At 67.4% G+C, this 23,956-nt stretch carries 21 protein-coding genes and 1 pseudogene; 9 read left to right on the top strand and 13 right to left on the bottom strand.

Annotated features, from left to right (window positions below; genetic code table 11):
• Window positions 1-31 precede the first annotated feature (31 nt).
• A complete protein-coding gene (metF, locus tag ESD82_RS18840) occupies window positions 32-895 on the bottom strand; it encodes a methylenetetrahydrofolate reductase [NAD(P)H] (RefSeq protein ID WP_024843563.1) in 864 nt (287 codons plus the stop codon).
• A gap of 90 nt (window positions 896-985) precedes the next feature.
• On the opposite strand from metF, the gene ESD82_RS18835 reads away from it, so the two are divergent.
• The 5 genes from ESD82_RS18835 (at window position 986) to ESD82_RS18815 (ending at window position 6,121) form a co-directional block, all read left to right on the top strand.
• Window positions 986-1,903, top strand: coding sequence for a LysR family transcriptional regulator (locus ESD82_RS18835; protein WP_024843564.1), 918 nt, complete (start codon window positions 986-988; stop codon window positions 1,901-1,903).
• 407 nt (window positions 1,904-2,310) lie between these two features.
• Entirely contained in the window at window positions 2,311-3,405 is a 1,095-nt protein-coding gene (locus ESD82_RS18830) for an MlaE family ABC transporter permease (protein ID WP_024843565.1), read from the top strand.
• A complete protein-coding gene (locus tag ESD82_RS18825; protein ID WP_024843566.1) occupies window positions 3,402-4,178 on the top strand; it encodes an ABC transporter ATP-binding protein in 777 nt (258 codons plus the stop codon). The genes ESD82_RS18830 and ESD82_RS18825 overlap by 4 nt, the downstream gene beginning before the upstream one ends.
• 4 nt (window positions 4,179-4,182) lie before the next feature.
• Window positions 4,183-5,484 (top strand): MlaD family protein, encoded by a 1,302-nt coding sequence (locus ESD82_RS18820; RefSeq protein ID WP_147427633.1) that lies wholly within the window; start codon window positions 4,183-4,185, stop codon window positions 5,482-5,484.
• 10 nt (window positions 5,485-5,494) lie between these two features.
• Complete coding sequence (locus tag ESD82_RS18815; protein ID WP_147427634.1) at window positions 5,495-6,121, top strand: ABC-type transport auxiliary lipoprotein family protein; 627 nt, start codon at window positions 5,495-5,497, stop codon at window positions 6,119-6,121.
• Here the strand turns inward: ESD82_RS18815 and ESD82_RS18810 are convergent, their stop codons facing one another.
• The 12 genes and pseudogenes from ESD82_RS18810 to ESD82_RS18755 form a co-directional block, all read right to left on the bottom strand.
• A complete protein-coding gene (locus tag ESD82_RS18810) occupies window positions 6,122-6,553 on the bottom strand; it encodes a DUF4440 domain-containing protein (protein WP_024843569.1) in 432 nt (143 codons plus the stop codon). It abuts the gene before it with no gap.
• 12 nt (window positions 6,554-6,565) lie between these two features.
• Window positions 6,566-8,437, bottom strand: coding sequence for an excinuclease ABC subunit UvrC (uvrC, locus tag ESD82_RS18805; RefSeq protein ID WP_024843570.1), 1,872 nt, complete (start codon window positions 8,435-8,437; stop codon window positions 6,566-6,568).
• 301 nt (window positions 8,438-8,738) lie between these two features.
• Window positions 8,739-9,509 (bottom strand): SDR family oxidoreductase, encoded by a 771-nt coding sequence (locus ESD82_RS18800; protein WP_147427635.1) that lies wholly within the window; start codon window positions 9,507-9,509, stop codon window positions 8,739-8,741.
• 103 nt (window positions 9,510-9,612) lie between these two features.
• Window positions 9,613-10,416: a S49 family peptidase gene (locus tag ESD82_RS18795; RefSeq protein WP_024843572.1), complete on the bottom strand. Its 804-nt coding sequence runs from the start codon at window positions 10,414-10,416 to the stop codon at window positions 9,613-9,615.
• Between the two features lie 39 nt (window positions 10,417-10,455).
• Entirely contained in the window at window positions 10,456-11,325 is an 870-nt protein-coding gene (locus tag ESD82_RS18790; protein ID WP_024843573.1) for a ribokinase, read from the bottom strand.
• Window positions 11,326-11,465: 140 nt separating this feature from the next.
• Window positions 11,466-12,179: pseudogene (locus ESD82_RS18785) on the bottom strand (cytochrome c1); the annotation flags it as partial.
• A gap of 612 nt (window positions 12,180-12,791) precedes the next feature.
• Window positions 12,792-14,114, bottom strand: a complete 1,323-nt coding sequence (gene petB / locus ESD82_RS18780; RefSeq protein WP_024843575.1) for a cytochrome b — start codon at window positions 14,112-14,114, stop codon at window positions 12,792-12,794.
• Between the two features lie 10 nt (window positions 14,115-14,124).
• On the bottom strand, window positions 14,125-14,697 hold the full coding sequence (petA, locus tag ESD82_RS18775; protein ID WP_024843576.1) for a ubiquinol-cytochrome c reductase iron-sulfur subunit: 573 nt from the start codon (window positions 14,695-14,697) through the stop codon (window positions 14,125-14,127).
• Window positions 14,698-14,894: 197 nt separating this feature from the next.
• A complete protein-coding gene (gene radC / locus ESD82_RS18770; protein WP_024843577.1) occupies window positions 14,895-15,686 on the bottom strand; it encodes a RadC family protein in 792 nt (263 codons plus the stop codon).
• Window positions 15,687-15,731: 45 nt separating this feature from the next.
• Window positions 15,732-16,886 carry a molecular chaperone DnaJ gene (dnaJ, locus tag ESD82_RS18765; RefSeq protein WP_024843578.1) on the bottom strand — a complete coding sequence of 385 codons (1,155 nt, stop codon included), beginning with the start codon at window positions 16,884-16,886 and terminating at the stop codon, window positions 15,732-15,734.
• Window positions 16,887-16,967: 81 nt separating this feature from the next.
• Window positions 16,968-18,884 (bottom strand): molecular chaperone DnaK, encoded by a 1,917-nt coding sequence (gene dnaK / locus ESD82_RS18760; protein WP_024843579.1) that lies wholly within the window; start codon window positions 18,882-18,884, stop codon window positions 16,968-16,970.
• 257 nt (window positions 18,885-19,141) lie between these two features.
• The gene (locus ESD82_RS18755) at window positions 19,142-19,963 is read right to left on the bottom strand and encodes an ABC transporter permease (RefSeq protein ID WP_024843580.1); all 822 of its coding nucleotides are present in this window, start codon (window positions 19,961-19,963) and stop codon (window positions 19,142-19,144) included.
• A gap of 141 nt (window positions 19,964-20,104) precedes the next feature.
• Here ESD82_RS18755 and cysQ point away from each other — a divergent pair, with 141 nt between their 5' ends.
• From cysQ to ESD82_RS18735, 4 genes are all read left to right on the top strand, one after another.
• The gene (gene cysQ / locus ESD82_RS18750) at window positions 20,105-20,902 is read left to right on the top strand and encodes a 3'(2'),5'-bisphosphate nucleotidase CysQ (RefSeq protein WP_024843581.1); all 798 of its coding nucleotides are present in this window, start codon (window positions 20,105-20,107) and stop codon (window positions 20,900-20,902) included.
• A gap of 4 nt (window positions 20,903-20,906) precedes the next feature.
• On the top strand, window positions 20,907-21,707 hold the full coding sequence (locus ESD82_RS18745) for a 3-deoxy-manno-octulosonate cytidylyltransferase (RefSeq protein WP_147427636.1): 801 nt from the start codon (window positions 20,907-20,909) through the stop codon (window positions 21,705-21,707).
• Window positions 21,707-22,960 carry a glycosyltransferase family 2 protein gene (locus ESD82_RS18740; protein WP_147427637.1) on the top strand — a complete coding sequence of 418 codons (1,254 nt, stop codon included), beginning with the start codon at window positions 21,707-21,709 and terminating at the stop codon, window positions 22,958-22,960. The genes ESD82_RS18745 and ESD82_RS18740 overlap by 1 nt, the downstream gene beginning before the upstream one ends.
• A gap of 102 nt (window positions 22,961-23,062) precedes the next feature.
• The gene (locus tag ESD82_RS18735) at window positions 23,063-23,953 is read left to right on the top strand and encodes a UTP--glucose-1-phosphate uridylyltransferase (RefSeq protein ID WP_024843584.1); all 891 of its coding nucleotides are present in this window, start codon (window positions 23,063-23,065) and stop codon (window positions 23,951-23,953) included.
• Window positions 23,954-23,956: the final 3 nt, after the last annotated feature.

Below are 23,956 nucleotides of genomic sequence, written 5' to 3'. Positions count from 1 at the left end.
GCGCGGCGGCGCCCCATGCGTCCGTCCCGGTTCAGGCCACGCGCGAAAATTCGCCCTTGGGCTCGATCCCCAGCGCGGCGCAGACCTTCAGCACCAGATCGGGCTTGTTCAGCGTGTAGAAATGCAGCCTGTCCACGCCGCCTTCGACCAGCCGCTCGCACAGCTTGACGCAGGTCTCCAGCGCCAGCTGCGCCTCGCCCTCCTTGCCGGCGGCGGCGAAGGCGTCCTCGGCCCATTGCGGGACCGAGGTGCCGCAGCGTTCGGCAAAGCGGCGGGTGCCGGCCCAGCTTTGGATCGGCAGGATGCCGGGAATGATCGGTGCCGCGATCCCCGCCGCCTGGCAGGCGTCGCGAAAGCGGAAATAGGTCTCGGCGTCAAAGAAGAACTGCGTCATCGCCGAAGTCGCGCCGGCATCGACCTTGCGCTTGAGCCAGGCCACGTCGGCGGCGGTGTCGGGGCTTTCGGGATGCGGCTCGGGATAGGCGCCGCAGCGGATGGTCATGTCGCCGCGCGCCGCGATGGCCTCGATCAGTTCGACCGAATTGGCGAAACCCTCGGGATGCGGGGTGAAGCGGTCCTGTCCCTGCGGCGCATCGCCGCGCAGCGCCACGATCTCATGCACGCCGGCGGCGGCGTAATCCTGGACGATTTGCAGCGTCTCCTCGCGCGTGGCATCGACGCAGGTCAGGTGCGCGGCGACGTTCAGCCCGTAATGGCTGGCCAGCGCCGTCACCGCCTCATGCGTCAGCTGCCGGGTGGTGCCGCCCGCGCCATAGGTGACCGAGACGAAATCCGGCCCCAAGGGCGCCAGCGCCCGCGCCGTCTCCCACAGCCGGAAGGACTGGTCCAGGTTCCGGGGCGGAAAGAACTCGAAGCTGATCGCGGGTGTCGTCATGATGCCATCCTTTTGTCGCAGGCCTTGTGACACGCGTCGCGACGTGAGACAAATTCATAATCCTCAAGATCGTCATGAGTTCCAGTCAAGATGCACCTTGAACTTCGCCATTTGCGCAGCCTGCGCGCCATCCATGAACAGGGCGGCCTGGCCCGTGCGGCCGAGGTGCTGAACCTGACGCAATCGGCACTGTCGCATCAGATCAAGGCGCTGGAGGAACAGGCCGGGGTCGAGCTTTTCCTGCGCAAGACCAAGCCCTTGCGACTGTCGGCAGCGGGAATGCGGCTTTTGCGCACGGCCGAGCAGGTCTTGCCGCTGATCGACGCGGCCGAGGCCGAGTTCCGCGCCGTCGAACTGGGCCGCGCCGGGCGGCTGCATGTGGCCATGGAATGCCATCACTGCTTCGACTGGCTCTTGCCGGTGCTGGACCAGTTCCGCCGCGCCTGGCCCGAGGTCGACCTGGACATCCGCTCCAGCCTGGCGCTGAAGGCGCTGCCGGCCTTGCAGCGGGGGCAGGTGGACATGGTGATCTCCTCCGACCCCGAGGAGATTTCCGGCATCACCTTCCAGCCGCTCTTCGACTATGCGCCGACCATGGTCGTGGCCGCCGGCCATCCGCTTGCCGCCAAGGGCTATGCCGAGCCGGCCGACCTGGCGGGCGAGACGCTGATCACCTATCCGATGGAGCGGGCGCGGCTGGACGTTTTCTCGCAATTCCTGGACCCGGCCGGGGTCGAGCCGGCCCATGTCCGCCAGGTCGAGCAGCCCGCCATTGCGCTGATGCTGATCGCATCGGGACGCGGCGTGGCGGTGATGCCCGATTGGGTGCTGCGCGCCCAGGCCGGCAATCCCGAACTGGCGCTGCTGCCCCTGGGCCGCCAGGGCACGCTGCGCCGGCTTTACGCCGCGCTGCGGACCGAGGATCTGCAACAGCCCTATATGGCGCATGTGCTGCGCCTGGCCCGGACCGAGCCGGTCAGGATGATGCGCGCCCTGGCGCAAGGCTAGGGGCGGTCGCGCCCCCGATCATGGTCAAAATGGCACCCGTTCAGCCGGATCCCGAGGCGCCTTTCCGGCTTGGCCTTGGCCGCAGGGGTCGCGGGCCAGGCCGCAAGCGATTTACTGGGCCGGCCACGTCCCTTGGACCAGAGGGGCCGCAGCGCGTTTCATCCCGGCCCGCCGGCACGGCTCTGCCGCCCATGCGGAGAAAACGGGATGCGCCAACTGAACCAGTGCGGGTATTTCGGTCAATCCATGCAATTGGAAGGCCTTGGTTGAATTTTCGCCCTGGGCCGGGCGCACCGCCTGGGCCGGGGCGGATCGGCCACAGCCCTGGGCCGGAACCGCCCGGCGGATTTGACAAACCCGCGCAATCGCTGGATGAATCCCACTTACCCTTTGCGAACGGGACCGCCATGGCCAGCCTTTCCGCAGATCCCAAGTTCAGCGCCGCGGTTTCAGGCGGCGCATTGCGGCTGGCGGGCGAGTTCACGGTCTGGACGCTGGGCCAACTGCCGCCCGAGGCCGGCGCGGCAGACCGGCTGGATCTGTCGGGGCTGACGCGCATCGACACCGCCGCCGCCTGGTACCTGGTCGGGCGCGAACGCCAGGGCGCGCAGCTGGACGGGCTGAGCGGGGCGCAGGCCCGGCTGCTGGACACCGTGCGCCAGGCGCTGCCCCGGCCCGATGCCGAAACCGCCGGCCTGGCCGGCTGGCGGCGGGTGCTGGAACAGACCGGGCGGCGCATGGCCGCGGCGCTGCTGTTCCTGCGCGAGATCGCCGAATACCTGGGCCGCTTCCTGGCCGCCCTGGCGCGCGGCATCCGGCATCCGGGCGATTTCCGCCTGACCTCGCTGGTCTATCACTGCCAGGAGACGGGCTTGCGCGCCGTGCCCATCGTGGCGCTGATGTCCTTTCTGATCGGCATCGTGCTGGCCTTCCAGGGTGCCGTCCAGCTGCGCCAGTTCGGGGCCGAGGTCTTTGTCATCGACCTGATCGCCATTTCCATCCTGCGCGAGCTGGGCATCCTGCTGACCGCGATCATCGTCGCCGGCCGCACCGCCTCGGCGCTGACCGCCTCGATCGGCTCGATGAAGATGAACGAGGAAATCGACGCCATGCGCACGCTGGGGCTGGACCCCGACATGGTGCTGATCCTGCCGCGCGTGCTGGCGCTGATCATCACCCTGCCCATCCTGGGACTGATCGCCAATATCGCCGGGCTGGTCGGCGGCGCGCTGATGTCCTGGATCGAGCTGGGCATCTCGCCCTCGATGTTCCGCTATCGTCTGCTGGCGGATACCAGCGTCGACCATGTCATCGTCGGCCTGTCCAAGGCGCCGGTCTTTGCGCTGATCATCGGCGTCATCGGCTGCCATGCCGGGATGAAGGTCGGCAAGGACGCGGAATCGCTGGGGGCCGAGACCTCGCGCGCCGTGGTCAACGCCATCTTCGCCGTGATCGTCGCCGACGCGCTGTTCTCGATCTTCTTCTCCGAGGTGGGGCTGTGAGCGGCAATATCATCGAGGTCCGGGGCCTGCGCACCCAGTTCGGCCGCCATGTCGTGCATGACGGGCTGGACCTCGACCTGCGGCGGGGCGAGATCCTGGGCGTGGTCGGCGGCTCGGGCACCGGGAAATCGGTGCTCTTGCGCACCATCGTCGGGCTGAACCGGCCGACCGCCGGCACGGTGCGGGTCTTTGGCGAGGACGTGGCGGCGCTGAGCGGCCCCGCGCGCGAGGCGCTAGAGCGGCGCTGGGGCGTGATGTTCCAGGGCGGCGCGCTGTTTTCCTCGCTGACCGTGCGCGAGAATGTCGAGGTGCCGCTGCGCGCCGTGCCGGACCTGTCGCCCGAGGCACGGCAGGGGCTGGCCGAACTCAAGGTCTCGATGGCCGGGCTGCCGTGGAGCGCCAATGACAAATACCCTTCGGACCTGTCGGGCGGCATGAGGAAACGCGCGGGGCTGGCGCGCGCGCTGGCGCTGGACCCCGAGATCCTGTTCCTGGACGAACCCACGGCGGGGCTGGACCCGATCGGCGCCGATGCCTTCGACCGGTTGATCGTCGAGCTGCGCGATGCGCTGGACCTGTCGGTGTTCCTGGTCACGCATGACCTGGATACGCTGCATGCCTGTTGCGACCGCATCGCGGTGCTGGCGGAAAACAAGGTGCTGGTCAGCGGCACCATGGCCGAGATGCTTCGGGTCGATCACCCTTGGGTGCATGAATATTTCCACGGGCCCCGTGCCCGCGCCGCCATGGCCACCGGCCGCGCAAAGGAGTGAAGCGATGGAGACCAAGGCCAATTACGTCCTGATCGGAGCCTTCACCATCGCCGGCTTCCTGGGGATGCTGCTGTTCCTGATGTGGTTCGCCAAGCTGCAGCTGGACCGGCAATTCGCCTATTACGACATCTATTTCCCGGAAGTCTCGGGCCTGGGTATATCCTCGGAGGTGCTTTTCGCCGGGCTTTCCGTCGGCAAGGTGGTGGACATGCAGCTGTCGCAAAGCGTGAACGGCGCGGTCCGGGTCCGGGTCGAGGTGGCCGAGGACACGCCGGTGCGCATCGATTCCCGCGCCGCCATCGAGATCCAGGGCGTCACCGGCGTCGCCAGCGTGGCGATCACCTCGGGCCAGCCCGATTCGCCGCTGCTGCGCGACGTGGACCCCGATTCGATCCCGGTGATCACCGCCAACCGCTCGGCGCTGCAAACCCTGTCGGACCAGGGCCCCGAGATGATCTCGCGGCTGAACACCGTGGCCGAGCAGCTGACGCAGCTTCTGGGCGACGAGAACCAGGACCGGGTGCGCAGCATTCTGGACAATGTCGAACGCTCCAGCGCCAACCTGGACAAGGCGCTGGCCGATGTAACCACGGCCACCGAATCCATCGCCTCGGCCGCATCCGACATTTCGGGCTTCGGCGAGCGGCTGGACGGGCTCGGCGCCGCGGCCGAGACGACGCTGGGCAATGCCGACACGGCGCTGGCCAAGTTCAGTGAAAGCGCGGCCAAGGTCGACGCGGCGCTGGATTCGGGCACCGCCACGCTGGACGAGATGCGCGCCTATGTCGCGGACGACCTGAAGGCGCTGACGCAGCGGCTGGACCAGACCGCCGCTATGCTGCAATCCGACCTGGCCCGGCTGGCCGGGCGCGCCGAGCAAAGCCTCGACAGCCTGGACGCGGCGCTGGAGGTCGGCAGCCGCACGCTGGCCTCGGCCGAGCGCGCCTTCGACGGCGCCGACCGGGTCATCAACAGCAATGTCGAGCCGGTGGTGGCCGATCTACGCGTGACGCTGGGCAAGGCGAACGAGGCCATCGACCGCGTGGTCGCCGACCTGCCCGAGATCACCGAGCGGCTGCGCAATGCCGCCGACAGCGCCGAGACCGCCTTTGCCAGCCTGCGCGGGATGCTGGACAGCGCCCGCGTCCCGGTGCAGGCTTTCACTCGCGAGGGGCTGCCGCAATTCACCCGCATGGCCAGCGATCTGCGCGGGCTGGTGGGCAATGTGAACGAGCTGGTCTCGGCGTTGCGGCGCAACCCCTCGCAAATCTTCTCGGGGCCGCGCGCGCCCGAATTCCGCCGCTGAGAGGTCCGCCATGCGTCTTGCCGCCGCCTTGCTTGTCCTGACCCTGACCCTGCCGGGCTGCGCCGCCTTGCGCGCGCTGGAGGGCGAGCCCGACCGCGACGTGTTCGAACTGCGCCCGCCTTCGGACGTGCCGCAAAGCTGCGGCCGCGGCCGGCTGGCCGAGCTGGTGATCGAGCCGCCCAAGGCGCGCGGCACGCTGGACACCGACCGCATCATGATCCGGCCGAACCAGTTGCAGACGCAATACCTGCCCGATGCGCGCTGGGGCGACACGGTGCCGGTGACGCTGCAAACCCTGCTGGTGCGGGGCTTTGCCGTCTATGACGCCTTCACCCATGTCGGCCGCGCGCCGCTGGGCGCGGCGGGCGACTATGCGCTGATCTCCGAGATCAACGATTTCAACGCCGAGGTCGCGGGACAGGGCGCCATCATCAAGCTGACGGTCGATGCGCAGATGGTGCGCGAGATGGACGCCCGCGTCGTCTCGCGCGGGCATTTCACCGCCACGGCCCAGGCGGCGACGACGAAGACCGCCGACCTGATCCCGGCCTTCGACGCGGCCGGCCAGCAGCTTGTCGCGCAGATGACCGATTGGGGCCTCAACGCGGTGGGGGTGAACCCGGCGCGCTGCCGCTGATCAGAGGATGCCGCGCTGCTTCAGCAGCGCCTCTTCGTCGCCCGTCACCCAGCCAAAGACCCTGGGCGTCCCGTCGAGGATCTGCACCAGGTAATGCACCTCGAAGTCGATGGTCACATCGGGCGCCTTGCCCCGGTCATAGACGGCCCGCCAGCCGACATGGGCCAGGCAATGCAGCGCGTCCATCGGCGAAAGCCGGATCGCGCGGATCGTCATCGCCTTGGTGCCGATGGTGCGGTAATGCGCATAACCCTGCGCCATCGCCTGCCTTAGCTGGTCGTCGTTCCGGCCCGCCTTCACCCCCGCCGGAGATGCGGCGATGAACTCCGGCGCGTAAAGAGCGGCAAGCTCCTCCATATCCGCCTCGCCGGCCAGCGCCTGCGCGAACAGCCGCTCGTAGCGGGCGAAGAAGGCGCGGATGCTGTCCTCCATGGCTTCCTCCGGTCAGCCCTTGTGGAAATGGTCGACGATCTTCTGCGCCATGGATTCGCTGATGCCCTCGACCGCGACCAGGTCGGCCAGACCGGCGCGGCTGACCGCCTTGGCGCTGCCGAAATGCTGGAGCAGCGCGCGCTTGCGGGCGGCGCCGATGCCGGGGATCTCGTCCAGCGGATTGGCCATCGTGGCCTTGGCCCGCTTGGCGCGATGCGTGCCGATGGCCCAGCGATGCGCCTCGTCCCGCAGGCGCTGGACGAAATACAGCACCGGGTCGTTCATCCGCAGGGCGAAGGGCCGCTGGCCGTAGCGGTGGAATTCTTCCTTGCCGTGGTCGCGGTCCTCGCCCTTGGCGACGCCGACCATGGGGATGTCCTCGACCCCCATCTCGGCCATGATCTCATGCACGGCCGAGACCTGCCCGGCGCCGCCGTCGATCAGCAACAGGTCCGGCCAGGTGTCGGTCTGGCGATCCGGATCCTCTTTCAGCAGGCGCGAGAAGCGGCGGGTCAGCACCTCCTTCATCATGCCGAAATCGTCGCCCGGGGTGATCTCGGTGCCCTTGATGTTGAACTTGCGATACTGGCTCTTGATCCAGCCCTCGGGGCCGGCGACGACCATGCCGCCGACGGCATTGGTGCCCTGGATATGGCTGTTGTCATAGACCTCGATCCGCTGCGGCACCGCGGGCAGGTCCAGGGCCTCGGCCAGCCCCTCCAGCAGCCGCTGCTGCGCGGCGCTTTCCGACATGCGCCGCGCCAGGCTTTCGCGGGCATTGCGCAGGGCGTTTTCCACCAGCTCGGCCTTTTCGCCGCGCCGGGGCACGCCCAGCGTGACCTTGCGCCCGGCCTTTTCCGACAGCGCATCGGTCATCAGGTCCGGGTCTTCGATGCCATGCGACAAGAGGATCAGCCGCGGCGGCACCTTGCCGTCGTAGAATTGTGCAAGGAAAGCCTGCATCACCTCGTCGGCCGATTCCACCCCGTTCAGCCGCGGATAGAAGTCGCGGTTGCCCCAGCTCTGGTTGCCGCGGATGAAGAAGACCTGCACGCAGGCTTGCCCGCCCTCCATGTGCAGCGCGATCACGTCGGCCTCGGGCACGCCGCGCGGGTTGATGGCCTGCACCGATTGCACGGCGGTCAGCGCCTTGATGCGGTCGCGCAGCGCGGCGGCGCGTTCGTATTCCATCGCTTCCGCGGCCTCGGCCATCTCGCGCGCCAGGTCGGCCTGGATGCGGGTGGTCTTGCCCTGCAAAAACAGTTCGGCATCGGCGACCAGGGCATTGTATTCCTCCAGCCCGATCCGCCCGACGCAGGGCGCGCTGCAGCGCTTGATCTGGTAAAGCAGGCAGGGCCGGGTCCGGCTGGAGAAGGTGGCGTCGGTGCAGGACCGCAGCAAAAACACCCGCTGCAGCTGGTTCAGCGTCCGGTTCACCGCCCCGGCGCTGGCGAAGGGGCCGTAATAGTCGCCCTTTTCCGCCTTGGCGCCGCGGTGCTTCTTGATCTGCGCGAAGGGGTGCGACTTGGCGACCAGGATGTTGGGAAAGCTCTTGTCGTCGCGCAAGAGCACGTTGTAGCGCGGCTTGAGCTGCTTGATCAGGTTCTGCTCCAAGAGCAGCGCCTCGGTCTCGGTGCGCGTGGTCAGGAACATCATCGAGCAGGTCTCGCGGATCATCCGCGCGATCCGCGCCGAATGCCCGGTGCCGCGCGCATAGTTCGCGACCCTGGCCCGCAGGTTCCGGGCCTTGCCGACGTAAAGCACCGCCCCTTGCGCATCCAGCATGCGATAGACCCCCGGCGAGCCGTCGAGCGTGCGCAGATAGTCCTGGATCAGCGCATGGCCGGTCTTGGCAGGGCGCGTTTCTGGGGTGGAATCGGTCATGCTGCTAACGAAATGATTCTCAGCCTCGGCTGCAAGTTCGGGCAGGAAAGTTCAAGCTGAATCCTGTCCACGGAATCTGTGGATAACTCTGTGAGTCAGCTTGGGAGTATCACATGTTCAATTAGCGTTTCTTGGGGTTTCGTCACTTTGCACAAATTCTAGGCAGTATTGTAAGCCAATGATTAATATCACTATTTTTTCTCTCCTGTGCAATCGACTGAAATTCTTACCAGAATCGTGAAGATTGCGTGAATGCCTTCCGCAAAGTGGACAACTTGCCGCAGACGAGCGATTTTCCGCCTTACTCGACGCCCAGGACGTCGGGGGTGCGCCAGGCAAGGTGCTGGCCGCCGTCCACGCAGATCAGCTGTCCGGTGACCGATGGCGCATCCATCAGGTAACCCAGCGCGGCGCAGACATCCTCGGGCCCGGCGCCGCGTTGCAGGATGGTCGCGGCGCGCTGGTTGGCGAAATGGCTGTCGGATTGGCGGGTGCCCTGCATGGTCGGGCCGGGGCCGATGGCGTTGACGCGGATCTCGGGCGCCAGCGCCTGGGCCGAGGTCCGGGTCAGCCACCACAGCCCGGCCTTGGCCAGCGAATAGGTCATGAATTCGGGCGTCGGCTTCAGCACGCGCTGGTCGATCATGTTGACCACCAGCGCGCGCGCCACCGGCTCGGTCCCGCTGCGATCCGCCCTGGGGGCCTGCCGGGCAAAGGCCTGGGTCAGCACGAAAGGCGCGCGCAGGTTCGATCCGATGTGCCGGTCCCAGCTGTCGCGCGTCGCCGTGGCGATGTTGTCATATTCGAAGATCGAGGCATTGTTCACCAGCAGCGCCAGCGGTCCCAGCGCGGCCTGGGTGCGGTCCACCAGCGCCTCGCTCTGGTCCAGGTCCAGCAGGTCCGCCGCGAAGATCTCGGCGCGCACGCCCAGGGCGCGGGCCTCGGCGGCGGTGGCCTCGGCCTCGGCGGCCGAACTTTGGTAATGGATCGCCACGTCCAGCCCGCGCCGGGCCAGGTACAGGGTGATGGCCCGCCCCAGCCGGCGGGCGCCTCCGGTCACCAGCGCGGTCATTTCCGCCCGATCCCCAGCAGCCGCGCGATCACGCGGCGCACCGCCGGACCGGCGGCCAAGGCCAGCGCGATGATGATGAGCAGGCACAGGATGACGGTCTTGATCATCCGCGTCCCGCCCCGAAGCGCGCGAAGGCGGCGCGCTCCTCGATCCCGTCGATCAGGTCATCGGCGGAAAGGCCGAAGCGGCGCAGCAGCGGCACGCGCTGGCCATAGGTCAGGAAGCGCACCTCCTTGCCGTAAAGCTCGCGCATCTTGGGCACCAGATGGGCGATGCCGTCGGCAAGGCCCAGTTCCACCGCCTCGCGGCCGGTCCAGATCTCGCCGGTGAACAGGTCGCTGTCCTCGGGCAGGCGGCTGCCGCGGCGGGCGCGCACCTGCTGCTTGAAGGCGTCGTGGATCGGGCCCAGCAGGCGGTTCAGCCGCGCGACATCCTCGGGCGTTTCGGGGCGGAAGGGATCCAGCATCGACTTGGAACGGCCGGCGGTATGCACGCGGCGCTCGATGCCGTGGCGCTGGATCAACTCGGCAAAACCGAAGCCCGAGGAGATCACCCCGATCGAGCCGAGCACCGAGCTGTCGTCGGCCCAGATGTAGTCCGCCGCCGTCGCCAGCCAATAGCCGCCCGAGGCCGCCACGTCCTCGACGAAGGCATGGACCGGGATCTCGCGCTCCTCGGCAAGGCGGCGGATGCGGGCGCCGATCAGGCTGGACTGCACCGGCGAGCCGCCGGGCGAGTTCAGCGCCAAGGCCACGGCGGCGGGCTTGCGGCGCTTGAAGGCGCGCTCCAGCAGCGGCGCCAGGGCGGCATCGGACAGGCCGGGGCCGCCGCGGCCGGCAACCCCGATGGCGCCTTGCAGGCGCAGGACGGCGACGGTGGCCGGGCGGTTCAGGAACGGTATTCTCATGGGCTCCAGATAGGCAGATGCGGGGCTGCGGGCAAGCTCTCAGCCGCGGGCTTTCAGAAAGGCCAGGACTTCTGCGCGGTCAGGCATGGCGTCGCCGGCGCCCTGGCGGGTGACTTGCAGCGCGGCGGCGGCGGCGGCGTGGCGCAATGCGGTCGGCATGTCCTCGCCCCGCGCCAGCCCGGCGGCGAACCAGCCGGTAAAGCAATCCCCGGCGCCGGTCGTATCCACCGCCTGCACCGCAAAGGCCGGCTGGCGCCAGACCTGCCCGCTGCCGAGGTCGCGGAACTCGGCCCCCTCGGCGCCGCGGGTGATCAGCATGCCCTCGACCGGCAGGTCTTCGCCAAAGGCGGCGAACGTGTCGCGGGCCTCGATCTGGTTCACCGCCAGGATCGAGACATGCGGCAGCACCTCGCGCAGCGCGGCGATGCTGAAGGGGGCGGCGGAATAGATCACCCGCGCCCCGGCCCGGCGGGCGTGCAGGGCGGCTTCGGCTTGCAGGTTGGTTTCGTTCTGCATCAGCAGGATGTCGCCGCGCCCCAGGCCGGCCGGGCTGGCCAGGTTGGCCGGCAGCGCCATGTTGGCGCCGCCATGCACCACGATCGAGTTCTCGCCCGCCGCATCGACCATGATGATGGCATGGCCGGTGGCAATGCCGGGCAGCCGGGTGATGGCCGAGATCCCGACCCCTGCCGCGGCAAGTCGCCGCGGCACCCAGTCGTCGCCCGTGCCCATGGCGCCCAGGTGGATGACATCGGCCCCGGCGCGGGCGGCGGCGACCGACTGGTTCGCGCCCTTGCCGCCCAGCCCCTGCGCATAGGATAGCGCGTGCCGCGTCTCGCCCGGACGGGGCAGGGCGGGCAGGCAATAGACATGATCGATATTGATCGAGCCGAGATTATAGATCGCCATGTCCCGTCCCTTGCCAGTGCCCTGCCAGGCCATCTGAACGAGGCGCGGCCGGCTTGTCCATATCGGCCGGGGCGGGAAGCGCGACCGGCCATGAAAAAACGCGCCCCGAGGGGGCGCGTTCCAGGATCAGGGGCGGGCGATCATTCCGGCTTGCGCGGATGCTTGATCGGTTGCCACAGCTTCTTGTTGGTCAGGTAGAGCAGCGCCGACAGCACGATCAGGAAGAGTACCGAGACGAAGCCGACCTGCTTGCGGTCCATCATCTTCGGCTCGGCGGTCCACATCAGGAAGGCGGCCACGTCGCGCGCCATCTGGTCGACCGTCGCCGGGGTCCCGTCCTCATAGGTGACCTGGTCGTCGCTGAGCGGCGGCGCCATCTGGATCCAGTTCCCCGCAAAGGCGGCGTTGTGGTAAAGCACCGTCCCCGCCTCTTCCTTTTCCTCGCCGTCATAGCCGGTCAGCACGGCGTGGATGTATTCCGGGCCGCCGATGCCCTTGAACAGCTGCGCAAGGCCGGTGCCATAGGGGCCGTGGAAGCCGGCGCGCGCCTTGGCCATCAGCGACAGGTCCGGGCCCATGCCGTCGCCGGTCACGGTCGGGAAGTGGTCGGTGGGAACACGCGGCCGATCCTCGCCGGTTTCGGCATCGGTGATGTCGAAATTCGCGGCATAGGCGCGGACCTGGTCCTCGGGCAGCTGCGGGCCGCCTTCGTCGGCCAGCGTCCGCAGCGGCACGTAGCGCAGGCCGTGGCAGGCCGAGCAGACCTCGGTATAGACCTGCAAACCGCGCTGCAGCTGGTGCTGGTCGAAGGTGCCGAAGGGGCCCTCGAAGCTGAACGAGATGTCCTCGATATGCGCGACGGCATGGCTGTCGGCGGCCTCCTCGGCGTGTTCGGCCGGGGCTGCCTCGGCAGCTTCCTCCTCGACAGCCGCCTCTTCGGCGGCTTCCTCGGCGTCCGCTTCCGGTTCCTCGGCGGCGGGCTCTTCGGCGGCAGGCTCTGCCTCTTCCGCCGGAGTTTCCTCGGCAGCGGGTTCTTCGGCAGTCGGTTCCTCTGCAGGGGCCTCCTCGGCCGCCTCGGCAGGCTCTTCAGCAACCGGCTCCTCGGCCGCCGCGGCGGGGGCCTCCTCGGCGGTTGCGGCCGGTTCCTCGGCAGCAGGCTCGGCCTCGATGGCCGCTTCCGGCTCTTCGGTGGCGGCTGGAGCCTCCGATGCCGCCGGTTCCTCGGCGGCGGATTCTTCCGCGGGGGCTCCTCCTGCGGCTCCGGCCTCGGGCGCGGCGGTGTCAGCCGCCGGCGCCGTTTCGGCCGCCGGGGCGGCCGTGTCGTTGGTCTGGTAGCTCGAGCCCGCGGGGGCCGTCGTACCGGGCGCGGTGCTGGCGTCCTGCGCCACGGCGCCGCCTGCCAGGGCAACCGTCAGGGCCGCAACAGCCGTGAGCGATGCGTTTCTCAGGGTCATTGTTGCCTCTCCTTACTCGGCAGGATGGGTTTCGGGCCCGTAATGGGCATTGAAATCGTCCTCGATCGTCTGCGGCATGGGATCGGGCTTCTCGATAATGCCCAGCAGCGGCAGGATGATGAGGAAATAGGCGAACCAATAGGCCGCCCCGGCCAGCGCGATATAGGGGTAGATCCCCTCGGCCGGCATGGCGCCCACCCAGGTCAGGACCACGAAATCGACCGCCAGCAGCCAGAACCACCACTTGAACAGCGGACGATACTGGCCCGAGCGCACCCGCGAGGTGTCAAGCCAGGGCACCAGCGCCATGACCAGGATGGCGCCGAACATCGCGATCACGCCGAAGAACTTGGCGTCGATGATGCCGAAGGACAGCCAGTTGACCAGCATCACCAGCCAGACATCGGCGGTGAAGGCGCGCAGGATGGCGTAGAAGGGCAGGAAATACCATTCGGGCACGATATGCGCCGGCGTCACCAGCGGGTTCGCCTCGATATAGTTGTCGGGGTGGCCCAGGTAGTTGGGCATGAAGCCGACGATGGCGAAGAACACCACCAGCACCACGCCCAGCGCGAACAGATCCTTGATCACGAAATAGGGCCAGAAGGGCAGGGTGTCCTTTTTCGCCTCTTCCTTCGAGGTGCGGCGGACCTCGACGCCGGTCGGGTTGTTGTTGCCGGTGGTGTGGAAGGCCCAGATATGGACGATCACCAGCGCCGCGATGACGAAGGGCAGCAGGTAATGCAGCGAGAAGAAGCGGTTGAGCGTCGGGTTGTCCACCGCCGGGCCGCCCAGCAGCCAGGTCTGGATCGCCTCGCCGATGCCGGGGATCGCGCCGAACAGGCCGGTGATCACCGTGGCGCCCCAGAAGGACATCTGGCCCCAGGGCAGCACGTAGCCCATGAAGGCGGTGCCCATCATCATCAGATAGATCAGCATGCCGACGATCCAGGTCACTTCGCGCGGCGCCTTGTAGGAGCCGTAATAGAGGCCGCGGAAGATGTGGATATAGACGGCGAGGAAGAACAGCGAGGCGCCGTTCGCATGCAGGTAGCGCAGCATGTAGCCGCCGTTCACGTCGCGCATGATATGCTCGACCGAGGCGAAGGCCAGGTCGACATGCGGGGTGTAATGCATCACCAGCACGATGCCGGTGGCGATCTGCAGCACCAGGCAGAAGGCCAGCACGATGCCCCAGATCCACCACCAGTTGAGGTTCTTGGGGGTGGGGATCATCAGCGTGTCATAGACCAGGCTGACGATGGGCAGGCGGCGATGCAGCCAGCGCTCGAAACCCGTCTTGGGCTCGTAATGGTCGTGGGGAATACCGGCCATGTGCGCCTCCTCAGCCCAGTTTGATGGTGGTTTCGTCAAGGAATTCGGCGACCGGGATATGCAGGTTCTCCGGTGCCGGTCCGCGGCGGATGCGGCCCGCCTGATCGTAATGCGAGCCGTGGCAGGGGCAGAACCAGCCGCCGAAATCGCCGGCGCCGTCGCCGATCGGCACGCAGCCCAGGTGGGTGCAGACGCCGATCATCACCAGCCATTCTCCGGCCTCGTCCATCGTGCGGTTTTCGTCGGTGGCGGGCGCGTCGGGCTTGTTGGGGTTCTGGGCGCTCTGGTCGATCAGCTGGTTCAGCTGGACGGCGCGGCCCCCCTCGATCTCTTCCTCGGTGCGGCGGCGGATGAACACGGGCTTGCCGAGCCATTTCACCGTCAGCTGGGTGCCGGTCTCGACGCCGCTGACATCGACCTGGATCGAGGCGAGCGCCTGGACGTCGGCCGAGGGGTTCATCTGGTTGACAAGGGTCCAGGCTGCGGCTCCGGCCGCGACGGCGCCGGCACCGGCGGTCGCGTAGTAGAGGAAGTCCCTCCGGGTGGCGCCGTGGTCGCCTGCGTGTTCGTCTGCGTGGGACACGGTTCTGATCTCCATTTATGCCCCGGAATCGGGGCGATACGACGGAACGGGTCGTGTTTATCGCACAGCCCTCGCCGGGCGGTTCTAGCGATCAAATCCGCGTCAGTCCAGCGGCCCCGGTGCGCGCCAGCGCCGCAAATCGCCGCAGGTGTGGGATTTTGGTTGCGCGGGAAGCGACGGGTTTGGGGGTATCTGCGCTAAAGCAGTCCTTCGCTGCGAAAGCTGAGTTCGCGCGAGCGGCCGATGATCAGGTGATCGTGGACGGCGATTCCCATCACCTCGGCCGCGGCGGTGATGCGCGCCGTCATGGAGATGTCGGCCTGCGACGGCGTTGGATCGCCCGAGGGGTGGTTGTGGACCAGGATCAGCGCGCTGGCGGTCAGCTCCAGCGCCCGGCGCATGATCTCGCGCGGATAGACCGGGACGTGATCGACGGTGCCGCGGGCCTGTTCCTCATCGGCGATCAGCACGTTCTTGCGGTCGAGGTAAAGCACGCGGAACTGTTCGATCTCGCGATGCGCCATGGCGGTGTGGCAATAGTCCAACAGCGCGTCCCAGCTGGTCAGCACCGGGCGGTGCAGCACGCGCGAGCGCGCCAGCCGCTGCGCCGCGGCCTCGACGATCTTCAACTCCTGCACCACGGCGGGGCCTGCGCCCGCAACCTCGGCCAGCCGGGCTGGCGGGGCCGAAAGCACGCGGTTGAAATCGCCGAAATGGTCCAGCAGCCGGCGCGCCAGCGGCTTCACGTCCTGGCGCGGAATGGCGCGGAACAGCACCAGTTCCAGCAACTCGTAATCGGGCATCGCGGCCGCGCCGCCCTGCATGAAGCGGTCGCGCAGCCGGGCGCGGTGATCGGCAATATAGCTGGGCAGGCGGTTGCCGCGCGCCGGGATGGCAGTCCCGGCGGGCGGCGCTTCGTCCCCCGCGGTTCCTGGCTCGGGGGCGAAAAGCGGAAGCGGAGCTTCGTGAAAGGCGCGATTCGGTTCCATGCCGCCAGACTGGCACGGAAGGATGAACGGGCGGTTAACGCCTGATCACCCTTTCATCTCGTCCCAGAAGCCTTTGATCTTCTGGAAAAATCCATGGGTCTGCGGGTTGTTGTCGGCATTGATCGCCTCGAACTCGCGCAAAAGCTCCTTCTGGCGCGCGGTCAGGTTCACCGGGGTTTCGACCGCCAGTTCGATCAGCATGTCGCCGGCTTCGCCGTTCAGCCCCGGCCCGTGGCGCAGGGGCGGCATACCCTTGCCGCGCAGCCGCAGCTGCTTGCCTGATTGCGTGCCCGGCGGCACCTTGACGCGCGAGCGGCCGCCGTCGATGGTCGGCACCTCGATCTCGCCGCCCAGGGCGGCGGTGGCCATGCTGACCGGAACCTGGCAGGCCAGCATCCGGCCATCGCGCATGAAGATCGGGTGTTCCTTGACCTCGATGAAGATATAGAGATCGCCTGCCGGACCGCCGCGCATGCCGGCATCCCCCTCGCCGGCCAGGCGGATGCGGGTGCCGGTCTCGACCCCGGCGGGGATGTTCACCGAAAGCGTGCGCTCTTTCTGGACGCGGCCGGCGCCGCGGCATTCCTGGCAGGGATTCTTGACGATCTGGCCCTGGCCGTTGCAGGTCGGACAGGTGCGCTCGACGGTGAAGAAACCCTGCGTCGCCCGGACCTTGCCCATGCCCGAGCAGGTAGGGCAGGTGGCGGGCTCGACCGCGCCCTCGGCGCCGGTGCCGTTGCAGGCGCCGCAGGCGACCGAGCCGGGCACGGTGATGGTCTTTTGCGCGCCGTTATAGGCTTCCTCGAGCGAGACGCGCAGGTTATAGCGCAGATCCTGGCCGCGGCTGGCGCGCGAGCGTCCGCCGCCCCCGGCGCGGCGGCCCATCATGTCGCCGAACAGATCCTCGAACACATCGGCAAAGGCCGAGCCGAAATCGCCATGGCCGTTGCCACGGCCGAAACCGCCGCCGCCATTCTCGAAGGCGGCATGGCCGAAGCGGTCGTAGGCGGCCTTTTTCTGGTCGTCCTTCAGACAATCGTAAGCCTCGTTCACTTCCTTGAACGCGGCTTCGGACACCTTGCAATCCTTGTTGCGGTCGGGATGCAACTGCTTTGCCTTGGCGCGGTAGGCCTTCTTGATCTCGTCGGCCGAGGCGCCCCGAGGAACGCCCAGCACCTCGTAATAGTCACGTTTCGCCATGTTCATCGCGTCCGGGGTCTTTCAAGCAATGACCGGCCCGTGCGGGTCTGCATCGGGCCGGCCGGGTGGCTCACATCGCGCTTACTTGCGCTTGTCTTCGCCGAGATCCTCGAAGTCGGCATCGACGATCTCGTCATCCACGTCGCGCGGGCCGGCGTCGCGCTCGGTCTCGCCGGCGCCCGCCTCGGCCTGGCTGGCCTTGTAGATGGCCTCGCCCAGCTTCATCGAGGCATCCATCAGGTTCTGGATGCCGCCCTTGATCTTGCCGGCATCCTCGGACTTGACGGCCTCTTCCAGCGCGCCCACGGCCAGCTCGATCGCCTCGACGGTCGAGCCGTCCACCTTGTCGCCATGCTCTTCCAGCGACTTTCTGGTGGTGTGGATCAGGCTTTCGGCCTGGTTCTTGGCCTCGACCAGCTCCTTGCGCTGCTTGTCGGCCTCGGCATTGGCCTCGGCATCCTTGACCATCCGCTCGATCTCGTCATCCGACAGCCCGCCCGAGGCCTGGATGGTGATCTTCTGCTCCTTGCCGGTGCCCTTGTCCTTGGCCGAAACCGAGACGATGCCGTTGGCGTCGATGTCGAAGGTCACCTCGATCTGCGGCATGCCGCGCGGCGCCGGCGGGATGTTTTCCAGGTTGAACTGGCCCAGCAGCTTGTTGTCCGCGGCCATCTCGCGCTCGCCCTGGAAGACCCGGATGGTCACGGCGTTCTGGTTGTCCTCGGCGGTCGAGAAGATCTGCGACTTCTTGGTCGGGATCGTGGTGTTGCGGTCGATCAGCCGGGTGAACACGCCGCCCAGCGTCTCGATGCCCAGCGACAGCGGCGTCACGTCCAGCAGCACCACGTCCTTGACGTCGCCCTGCAGCACGCCGGCCTGGATCGCGGCGCCCAGCGCCACGACCTCGTCCGGGTTCACGCCCTTGTGCGGTTCCTTGCCGAAGAAGGCGGTCACTTCTTCGACCACCTTGGGCATCCGGGTCATGCCGCCGACCAGCACGATCTCGTCGATGTCGCCCTTGGACATGCCGGCATCCTTCAGCGCGTCCTGGACCGGCTTCATGGTGCGCTTGATCAGGTCGGCGACCAGGCTTTCCAGCTTGGCGCGGGTCAGCTTCATCACCATGTGCAGCGGCGTGCCCGAATCCTTGTCCATCGAAATGAACGGCTGGTTGATCTCGGTCTGGCTGGAGCTCGACAGCTCGATCTTGGCCTTCTCGGCCGCCTCTTTCAGGCGCTGGAGCGCCATCTTGTCCTTGGTCAGGTCGACGCCATGCTCTTTCTTGAACTCGTCGGCCAGGTAGTTGACGATGCGCATGTCGAAGTCTTCACCGCCCAGGAACGTGTCCCCGTTGGTGGATTTCACCTCGAACAGGCCGTCGTCGATTTCCAGGATGGTGATGTCGAAGGTGCCGCCGCCGAGGTCATAGACCGCGATGGTCTTGCTGTCCTTCTTGTCGAGGCCGTAAGCCAGCGCGGCCGCGGTCGGCTCGTTGATGATGCGCAGCACTTCAAGCCCGGCGATCTTGCCGGCGTCCTTGGTGGCCTGACGCTGGGCGTCGTTGAAATAGGCGGGCACCGTGATGACGGCCTGCGTCACCGGCTCGCCCAGATAGGATTCGGCGGTTTCCTTCATCTTTTGCAGGATGAAGGCAGAGATCTGGCTGGGCGAATACTTGTCGCCGCGCACCTCGACCCAGGCGTCGCCATTGCCGCCGTCGACGATGGCATAGGGGACGAGCTTCTTGTCCTTTTCGACTTCCGCGTCGGTGGTGCGGCGGCCGATCAGGCGCTTCACGGCAAAGATCGTATTCGACGGATTGGTAACCGCCTGACGCTTCGCCGGCTGGCCGACCAGACGTTCGCTGTCAGTGAAGGCGACGATCGAGGGCGTGGTGCGCGCGCCTTCCGAATTCTCGATGACCTTGGGCTGGCTGCCATCCATGATGGCGACGCAGCTGTTGGTGGTTCCGAGGTCGATGCCGATGACTTTGGACATGCAATAACCTTTCTTGCGGCGATAGTCTGGGCCTTGGGTCCACAAGCGGCCCCCGAAGCCCGATCCCTGGTTTGACCGAAGGGCGCCTGGTTCGGGAACCCTTCGAACTTCATGGGCCTATATAGGAAGGGGTCTGTCGGGCTGCAAGCAGACCGGAGGGCAGAAAACATGCTGCCCGAACCGGTGTCCGGGGCACCCCCGCGACAGCGGGGACAGGCCGGCAGGGTGCCGGGCGGGGCAGGGTGCGGGGGCCGTCTTCACCGGCCGGCCGCCCAGCTGATCGAGACCGCCTTGCGGGTGGTATATTCGGCCATCAGCCCGATCATCAGCAGCGTCAGCGTGGCATAGAGCGGGTAGTCCAGCGACGAGTTGCGCGGCGAGTAGTTGATGAAGGCAAAGCCGCGGGTCTGGTCGATCAGGTGGAACAGCGGGTTCCAGGAAAACATCTGCAGCACGGCGCTGGGCATGACGTTCGCCACGAACATCTTGCCGGAAAACACCATGTTGATGCGCTGGTAGAACTGCGTCAGCACCTGCGCCGCCTGCGGCCACCAGGGTCGCAAGGCCAGGAAGATCAGCCCGATGCAGCAGCCCGAGAACCAGGCCAGAACCAGCATGGCATAGCAGGCCAGCGGCTTGTCGATCTGGATCGGCTGGATCAGGTAATGATAGCTGCTCAGCACCACCACGGCCGAGAAGGTCTGCTTGTAGAGCGAGGCGAGTGCCGCGGCCGAGATCATCACCGCGGTGTTCATCGGCCCGTGCTTCATCATCTGGTTGCTGGGGTTGCCGGCCAGGACCACCGCGCCGATGGTCTGGGAATGGGCCATGAACATGAAGATCCCGGACATGATATAGACGATGTAGTCGCCGCGGATCGGCGCGTGGCGCACGCCCATGATGGCAAAAAGCAGATAGAAGCCCAGGATCATGCTGACGGCCTGCACGACCGTCATGATCAGCCCGACCACGGCGTTGCGCTGGCCCTTGCGCAGGTTGTTGACCGTCACGTGATAGATCAGCGACAGCGTGGTGAACGCAGCCTCGACCATGTTGCGGCTGCGGTGCTGGGTGAACATGGGCGGGTGGCTCTGGTTGCGGTTTCGGTTGCGGCTCTCGCGGGGTGCTTGCCCTGCGCGATCCGCCGCATCATAAGGAGGCCGACAGCCGTATTCAATCGGCGCCGCATCCCCGAGGCCTCGGGTCGGAAAGGAAAAACCATGCAATGTGATCGAATGATTGCCGAAATGCGACGTCTTGCCCTGCGGGCGGGCGACGAGATCATGCAGATCTATGGCGCCGAGGATTTCGAGGTGCGGGCCAAATCCGATGCCTCGCCCGTGACCGAGGCCGACGAGGCCGCCGATGCGCTGATCTCGGCCGGGCTGCGCGCGGCCTTCCCCGATATCCCGCTGGTGACCGAGGAGCAGGCCGCGACCCATGGGCAGAGCCTGTCGACCTTCCTGATCGTCGATCCGCTGGACGGCACCAAGGAATTCGTGCAGCGCCGCGGCGATTTCACCGTCAACATCGCCTATGTTGAAAACGGCGTGCCGCGGCTGGGCGTGGTCTATGCCCCGGCCAGGGAGCGGCTGTTCTATACCACCGCGCAGGGCGGCTCGGTCGAGGAAAAGGGCCCCTTCGGCGAGGAACCGGGCGAGGTCGTGCCCATCGGCGTCAATTCGATGCCCGACAACCGGGCGCTGATGGTCGTCGCCTCGAAATCGCATCGCGACGCGGCGACGGACGACTATATCGCCCGCTACGGGGTGCGCGACATGACCTCGGCGGGCAGCTCGCTGAAATTCTGCCTGGTGGCGACGGGCGAGGCCGATCTTTACCCGCGCCTGGGCCGGACGATGGAATGGGACACCGCCGCGGGCGACGCGGTGCTGCGCGGCGCGGGCGGCGAGGTGGTGCGCTTTGACGATCACACGCCGCTGCAATACGGCAAGCCCGGTTTCGAGAACCCGTTCTTCATCGCCTTCGCCCCCGGCGTGCTGCTGGTCAAGGACTGAGCCCATGGCCGTCGTCATCGTGATTCCCGCCCGCCATGCGTCGACGCGCTATCCCGGCAAGCCGCTGGTCGAGCTGCGCGGCGCGACCGGCGAGGGGCTGTCGCTGATCCGCCGCAGCTGGGAGGCGGCGCGGGCCGTCCGGGGCATCGACCGGGTGATCGTCGCCACCGATGACGAGCGCATCCGTGCCCATGCCGAGGGATTCGGGGCCGAGGTCGCCATGACCTCGACCGGCGCCCGCAACGGCACCGAGCGTTGCGCCGAGGCGGTGGCCAATCTGGGCCTTGCGCCCGAGATCGTGGTGAACCTGCAAGGCGACGCGCCGCTGACCCCCGCCTGGTTCGTCGAGGAACTGGTCGCCGGGCTGCGCGCCGATCCGGGCGCGGACGTGGCCACGCCGGTCTTGCGCTGTTCCGGCGCCATGCGCTCGGACCTGATCGCCGACCGGGTGGCGGGGCGCGTCGGCGGCACCACCGCCGTCTTCGGCCACGACCGGCGGGCGCTGTATTTCTCCAAGGAAGTGATCCCCTATGCCGCGGCGGATTTCGGCCCCAGCGAGCCGACGCCGGTCTTTCACCATGTCGGCGTCTATGCCTATCGCCCGGCGGCGCTGGCCGAATACCCGAACTGGGACGAGGGCCGGCTGGAGGCGCTGGAGGGGCTGGAGCAGCTGCGCTTCCTGGAGCGCGGCCGCCGCATCCTTTGCGTCGAGGTCGAGGCGAAGGGCCGCGAGTTCTGGGAGCTGAACAACCCCTCGGACGTGCCCAAGCTGGAAGCGATGATGAGCCGCATGGGCATCGCCTGATGCCCGAAGGCGGGCTGCCTTCGATCAGCATCATCGTCGTCTCGCGCCACCGGCCGCAGGCGCTAGCCCGCTGCCTTGCCTCGCTGGCGGGCCAGGTCCATGCCGATTTCGAGCTGGTGCTGGTGGCCGACCCCGCCGCCGTCGGCATCTGCCCGGAGCTGCCGGCGAAACGGCTGGCCTTCGACCAGGCCAATATCTCGGCGGCGCGCAACGAGGGGCTGGCGCTGGCGGCGGGCGAGGTGGTGCTGTTCATCGACGACGACGCGCTGGCCGAGCCGGGCTGGGCCGGGGCGCTGGCCGCGCCCTTTGCCGATCCGCGCGTCATTGCCGCCACCGGCTTTACCCGCGGGCCCGACGGGCTGCGCTGGCAGGTCCGGGCCGAGCGGATCACGCCTTCGGGCGAAACCCTGCCGCTGCATGTCGCCGAAACCGCGCTGCTTGCGCCCGAGAACGGCTGCCCGGTCAGCACCATCGGCACCAATTCCGGCTTTCGCCGCGCCGCGCTGCTTGAGATCGGCGGCTTCGACCCGGCCTTCGCCTATTACCTGGACGAAAGCGACGTGAACCTGCGCATGGCGGCGCGGTTTCCGCAGGGGCTGACGGCGGTGGTCCCGGCGGCGCAGGTGATCCATGGCGCCGCCCCCGGCGCCGGCCGGGGCGAGGCCGGGGTGCCGCGGGATCTGACCGCCATCGGCCGTTCCGCCGCGATCTTTGCCGCGCGGCACGGCGGCGATGCGGGCTGGCTGCGCGAAGGCCAGCGCCGGCGCCTCCTGCGGTACATGGTGGCCGGCCGGCTCGACCCTTTCGCCATCGCGCCGATCCTGGCGACGCTGGACCGCGGCCTGGCCCTGGGCCGGGGGCAGATGCCCGCCCTGCCGGTCTGGAACCGGCCGCCGCCGCCGCCGTTTCGGCCGCTGCCGCGCCGGGCGCCGGCCGGCGAGCCGCTTTTCCTTGCCGGCTGGCATTGGCAGGCGCGCAGCCTGCGCGCCCGCGCGGCGCGGGCCGTGGCCCAGGGGCGGCCGACCGGATTGCTGCTGCTGACCCCCAGCTTCCTGCCGCATCGACTGACCCTTGCCGCCGGCGGCTGGTGGGAGCAATGGGGCGGCCTTTGGGGCGCCTCGCAGCCCGAAGACCCGCCCGTCATATTTCTGAGCAAGAATGCGCGCATTTTGCGCGAGCGAGGAAATTTGCCTAGACGGCGGAGCGAGATCAGCGGAAAGTCGCCGCAAAACGCAAAAATTGAATCGCTTTGATATTTTAAAGGAACGACTGTGCCCGCCAGGCGCTTGTTGCGCAGGCGCCCGCAAAAAGGGATAAATACCCTGCGTCGGTGCAGAAATCAGGAGACCGAATTCATGACTCGCAAAGTCACCAAGGCCATCTTTCCCGTGGCTGGACTGGGCACCCGCTTTCTTCCCGCCACCAAGAGCATTCCCAAGGAGATCATGACCTTGGTGGATCGACCGCTGATCCAATACGCCATCGACGAGGCGCGGGCGGCGGGGATCGAGGAGTTCATCTTCGTCACCTCGCGCGGCAAGGGCGCGCTGGAGGATTACTTCGATCACGCGCACGAGCTCGAATCGAGCCTGAAGAAATCCGGCAAGACCGAATTGCTGGACATCCTGCGTTCCACCAACATGGAATCGGGCGCCATCGCCTATGTCCGGCAGCACAAGGCGCTTGGCCTCGGCCATGCGGTCTGGTGTGCCCGCCGCCTGGTCGGCGACGAGCCCTTTGCGGTCATCCTGACCGACGACGTGATCATGGGCGAGCCGCCCTGCCTTCAGCAGATGATCGAGGCCTATCAGGAAACCGGCGGCAGCATGGTCGCCACCATGGAAGTGGCGCCCGAAAGAACCAAGGCCTATGGCGTGCTGGACGTGGCCGAGGACATGGGCGCCATCGTCCGCGCCCGGGGCATGGTGGAAAAGCCCAAGGACAATCCGCCCTCGAACCTTGCGGTGATCGGCCGCTACATCCTGGCGCCCTCGGTGCTCAACAATCTCAACAAGCTCAAGCAGGGCTCTGGCGGAGAGATCCAGCTGACCGACGCCATCGCCGACGAGATCGCCGAGGGCCGCGACGTGTTCGGCCTGCGCTTCCGCGGCCAGCGGTTCGACTGCGGCTCCAAGGCCGGCTTCCTGCAAGCGACCGTGGCCTTCGGCCTGGCGCGCGACGATCTCAAGGGTGAATTTGCGGACTATCTTTCCGACGTCCTGGCAATGCGCAAGGCGGCGGAATAAGCA

Source organism: Paracoccus pantotrophus (genome assembly GCF_008824185.1).
Taxonomy (GTDB): Bacteria; Pseudomonadota; Alphaproteobacteria; order Rhodobacterales; family Rhodobacteraceae; genus Paracoccus; species Paracoccus pantotrophus.
Note: the sequence above shows the minus strand (reverse complement) of the source record. Positions and strands in the feature narration are given on the sequence as shown.